At 65.1% G+C, this 4,570-nt stretch carries 3 protein-coding genes and 1 pseudogene; 2 read left to right on the top strand and 2 right to left on the bottom strand.

What is annotated here, in order from left to right:
* Positions 1-75 precede the first annotated feature (75 nt).
* A complete protein-coding gene (locus tag LCE31_RS37185) occupies positions 76-906 on the bottom strand; it encodes an EVE domain-containing protein (RefSeq protein WP_225022467.1) in 831 nt (276 codons plus the stop codon).
* A 640-nt stretch (positions 907-1,546) separates the two neighbouring features.
* On the opposite strand from LCE31_RS37185, the gene LCE31_RS37180 reads away from it, so the two are divergent.
* Positions 1,547-2,542, top strand: a complete 996-nt coding sequence (locus LCE31_RS37180) for a hypothetical protein (protein ID WP_225022465.1) — start codon at positions 1,547-1,549, stop codon at positions 2,540-2,542.
* A 54-nt stretch (positions 2,543-2,596) separates the two neighbouring features.
* Here the strand turns inward: LCE31_RS37180 and LCE31_RS37175 are convergent.
* Positions 2,597-2,755 (bottom strand): annotated as a pseudogene (locus tag LCE31_RS37175) (LLM class flavin-dependent oxidoreductase); the annotation flags it as partial.
* Positions 2,756-2,856: 101 nt separating this feature from the next.
* On the opposite strand from LCE31_RS37175, the gene LCE31_RS37170 reads away from it, so the two are divergent.
* Positions 2,857-3,759, top strand: coding sequence for an LLM class flavin-dependent oxidoreductase (locus LCE31_RS37170; RefSeq protein WP_225022463.1), 903 nt, complete (start codon positions 2,857-2,859; stop codon positions 3,757-3,759).
* Positions 3,760-4,570: the final 811 nt, after the last annotated feature.

The raw sequence follows: 4,570 nt of genomic DNA, 5'->3' as shown, positions 1-4,570 counted from the left end.
CTCCCACAACTCATCAGGCACGAGACGCTCCACTATCCCCACGAGCCCAGACTACCCAACCAAATGAGATGACTTCTAAGTGCCCGTTACCACCCAGCGTTCTACGGGTTGGCGCAGATCGACAGCGAATTCGCCCAAATAGAAGCATTCTGGACCTTGAGTCAGAAATCCCCTCAGGGGAACACCTCGTCGTAGGTGAGCAAGCACCGCCAAGTTCTCCGTCGATGGTTCGCCGTCCGTCTGGCCATGACCGGGCGCTGTCAGCCCAGATTCGCCCCATTTCAAGGCGAGTGCACTGGACCTCCTGGGGTCCAGGAAGAAAAACGCATTGGGTGTCTTTCCGCTAGGGCCGGCGGCAACCCTTGGATTTCCGCCGTATACATCGTGCAGGTTGGACCGTCGCACTACTGAACCGGGTGGGATGTTCCAGGTAGCAGGCCACTCGGTTGGATGCTGTTCTTGGTCCGCTAAGCGCACGAAGGACCGCCGTTGGTAGTCTGGCATGCTGAGTGGGATGAGCCCACCGACCGCATCACTAGACCACGCGCGTCTCCAGACGTCACCATATCCCGCGGCCCGCAATGCATCAGAAGAAATTGGTGCGGCCAGCAGGAGTTTATCGAAATCGATGGTCGCCCTGGCCGGTCCTTCCTCTGAGTCGATAGCGCCTTCGTGGTCCTTATGTTCGAGCTGAATACGTCTACTGGAGGGCGCGGGTGTTGTGTCGGCTATCTTGCCTATCGCGACGATGCCACCGCCCTTCCCGCCACGCCAGAGAAGCACGGTGTCTCCTTTTTTGACACCTGGCCCGGCAATAGCAGAAATAGACGGATCCCAGTCCTTTAGCCTGCGCGCCATCTCGTACGAGGACGTTTTATACCCGGAAATCATCAGCCAGTACTTCACGTGTCTCTCCCACCGCCCGTTTCCACCTCCCCCATGCTGCCGGATGGTACTGACAGGTCGGCCAAGGGTGTGCGTCCGCAATGTGGGTGATTCAGTGTCAAAAGCTGGCGATGGTGACTCGGAGACTGGTAAGGGGCGGCGCGCCTGTTCTGCTTGAGCTCGTTGAAGCAGCAGCCCACGGCGTTGCGACGCCGGTGGGCGTGCCGGTCAACGACGCATGGCTTCCGGTGTCACGGCGTCGGTCGCCGGCGGTCTGGTCAACACGTTCGGGATGGCGCAGGCGAACCGCGTGGGCATAGTGCCCGGATCGCGCGGGAGGGGTAGAACCTGTCCCAGGAGCCAGTCGGGTTGTCTCAGGTGCGGGGAGGCCCAGTTCGCCCTGTGGGATGCGTACGCTGCCCAGACAACCAGTACCAGCAGCGGGGCTGCGTAGGTTTGCGGACGTCCGAGTTCTCGGATTCTCTGCGTTCCGGTGGCGCGCACGTTATCCTCGCTTCAGCAAGGAGTCCGGGACAGCGCCTGGACTACCGCTGAAGACTTGAAGGCACGGAGCGTCGGATCATGCCCTCGCCACCGCCTTTCCCCCCAACGAAGCCATGACCGCTGGCGTGCCATCGGCCCAGCGGTCGAGAGGTGAGGCATGACCATTTACTCCCTGCACGCGAACCGTGGGAAGTCGCAGATCCTGGCGACCTTCGACAGTCCGAAAGGCGTTGAGTCATCCACGGTGACGAGCCTGAGTTCGCCTGACCTGGCAGCGCCGATCGTGGATGCGCTCAACCGGATCTCCGCCCTGGCGACGGTCCCGTTGAGCGTCTTCGACCACCGTGAGCGCAAGGTGAACCACTACCCCCATCGGCACCTTGCTGCGCTGACGGATCGGGAGGCGCGCATCGACCTCCTCCTCACTGGGGCACACAGCCTCTGGTACGAGTACGTCTGTCTGGAGCTTTACCGGTCGCTCAGCGATCTCGACGCCGCCACCGCAGTGGTGCCGCCGCCCGTACTGACCGCGATCACCGTCGAACTGGAGACGGAGGTACGCGAATTGCGGAACGCGTTGGCGGAGTACTCGGAAGGTATTGCCGTCCCGGAGACGGAGGATCGCCGGGACTGGGACTTCGGTCACCCCTTCGTGGCATACGACGGCGGGATGGAGATGCTGGGCACCGAGATGCGGGAACAACTAGACCGGTTCGAAGACGGCATCTCTTCTGAAGAGCGCGCACAGTCCGTCGCGGACCTGCGAGTTCTTGTCACCGCCTACGCCCAGTGCTCCAGTGAACAGGCCGCACTAGACTCCCGCCCCCTCAGCATCTTCTCGGAACCGTACGACTCGGACGGCTACTACCTCACGGTCCACATGCCGGAGCCGCGGAAACGAGAGGCCGCCACCTGGGAGATCGAGATCGGCCACTGGGAGCCTGATGACCCGGAGGACGAGGACTGCAGCAGTGCGACTGGCAGCTCGGATGTCCGCTGCGAACTTCCTGCGCCGCCAACTGCCGACGGGCTCACCCGCCTGTTGGACGAGGTGGAGCAGCAGCCGTCGATTCTCGCTAAGTGGGCCGGTATGCAAGTGGGTGCGATTCTCGATGGAACCGAATTCGTGGTCACGCATAGCTACCACGACTGAACAGGTCGTCGGCCCACGTCCGCGGCCAGGCCTGCTCCCTGGGGACGTCCTGTCTCAGTAGGTGAGCTGCTGCGGGGCCTCGGTGGCACTGCGCTCGAAGGCGGCTCGGTCATAGGCGAATTCAGGGGCGTCAGGGATGGGCCAGTGGATGATGATCTCGGTGTCCCCGGCCTCGGCGTGGCGGCCGGCGAAGTCGACGAAGGCGTCCACGGACGCGAAGGAGGCGGCGCGTATGACTTCTCAGCTCACATGACACTTCTCGACTCGTGATCGATGCGAACAACACCGCTTCTCGCAGTCGTATGCTCCCGAGCATGAGCCTGCGTCTGAGCACCGTGATCCTGCCGATCTACCGCTGGGCCGAAGGGCGCAAGGTATGGGAGGGAGCTGAGGGGCTGGGGTTTCACGCTGCCTATACCTACGACCACCTGTCGTGGCGGACGTTCCGGGATGGGCCGTGGTTCGGGGCCGTTCCAACGCTGACGGCCGCTGCGACGGCGACGCACAACATCCGCCTGGGCACCCTCGTTACGTCGCCGAACTTCCGGCACCCGGTGACACTCGCCAAGGAGCTGATCTCCCTCGACGACGTCTCGGGCGGCCGAGTCACCCTCGGCATCGGCGCAGGCGGCAACGGCTTCGACGCCACCGCGCTCGGCCAGGCGGCATGGACGCCGAAGGAACGCGCCGACCGGTTCGGCGAGTTCGTACCGCTGCTCGACCGGTTGCTGACGGAGGGCGCGGTCTCGCAGCCCGGCGACTTCTACGCGGCGGAGGAGGCCCGGAACATCCCCGGCTGCGTCCAGCGCCCCCGACTGCCGTTCGCGGTGGCCGCGACCGGGCCGCGCGGGCTGCGGCTGACGGCTCGGTACGGGCAGGGGTGGGTGACGACGGGTGACCCGAAGCTGTACGAGACGGGGACGCCGGAGCAGTCGGTGCAGGCGCTGCGGCAGCAGATCGACAGGCTCGGCGCTGCTTGCGCGGAAGTCGGCCGCGACGTGGCCGACCTCGACAAGACCCTCCTCCACGGCTTCACCCCCGACCGCAACCGCCCACTGGAATCCGTCGACGCCTTCGTCGACTTCGCCGGCCGCCACCAGGAGCTCGGCTTCACGGAGATCGTGATCCACTGGCCGATCTCCGACTCGGACTTCGCCTACGACCACGCTACGTTCGAACGCATCGCCGCCGAGGCTACGAGACAGCTCGGCTCCTGAGGAAACCCCCTTCAGAAAGCTACTCGTAGGAGCTGTCGATCAGGAATAGCCTGCAACCTGGTTGCCCTGCGATGGGCGAGCACAGACTTTCCAGCAAAGGTGCGACCAATGCGCACCGGGGCCCTAATCTTCCTGCGCCAGTTCAGCGTCGCCATACGATAATTCGCTAGCCCTGGAGGAGTTCCGGCTTCCCGGCGACGACCTGGAACTCTCCTACGCTGTCTGACACGAACGGCCAGGCTCGGACTCTCTCTACGTCATCGAGTCGGCCCGCTCTGCTCGCCGCGCGTAGCCCACCTGTTCCGTTGCTTCTGTCTCCGCACCGGCAGACGTCCGTGCCGCGCACAGCGGCCCGACCCGTGGAGGGTTCTGCTGGACCCCGCAGGTCAACCGTTCTGCATCACGACCCCGGTCTGAACACGATCGGCAGACTGATGACCATGACAGCGCACTCCGGCAAGGGAGGTGACCTCGCCGCTGTCCTCATGGGGGTCGCGGAGAGGCTGCTCGGTTTCCCCGGCTGTGAGATCTATCTGATCAGCCGGACGCGGCCGATCCGGACACGGCGCACGTCACGGAGGTCCGGGAGGACGACGCCGGCGCGCAGGCAGCCCTCGCCGCAGCGGCCGGCGCCGACGGGCCCCGGCCCTCGGACGTCCCCACCGCACAGTCCTGGGCGGGGCGGGCCTTCCCGCTGCCGACGGCCGGATCTGACGCGCGTCGGCCCCGACACCCGTCGGGTCCGACAAGCCGCCGGGCAACAGGGCCCCCGCCCCGCAGGGTGGCACTGGTTGCGGGGGTGGCGGGGGCC

It is taken from the genome of Streptomyces sp. 8L (genome assembly GCF_020176795.1).
Classification (GTDB): Bacteria; Actinomycetota; Actinomycetes; order Streptomycetales; family Streptomycetaceae; genus Streptomyces.
Note: the sequence above shows the minus strand (reverse complement) of the source record. Positions and strands in the feature narration are given on the sequence as shown.

Excerpts from the sequence above, each read along its gene's own strand:
- LCE31_RS37180 (WP_225022465.1), top strand. The coding sequence starts at position 1,547 with ATGACCATTTACTCCCTGCACGCGAACCGTGGGAAGTCGCAGATCCTG.
- LCE31_RS37170 (WP_225022463.1), top strand. The coding sequence starts at position 2,857 with ATGAGCCTGCGTCTGAGCACCGTGATCCTGCCGATCTACCGCTGGGCC.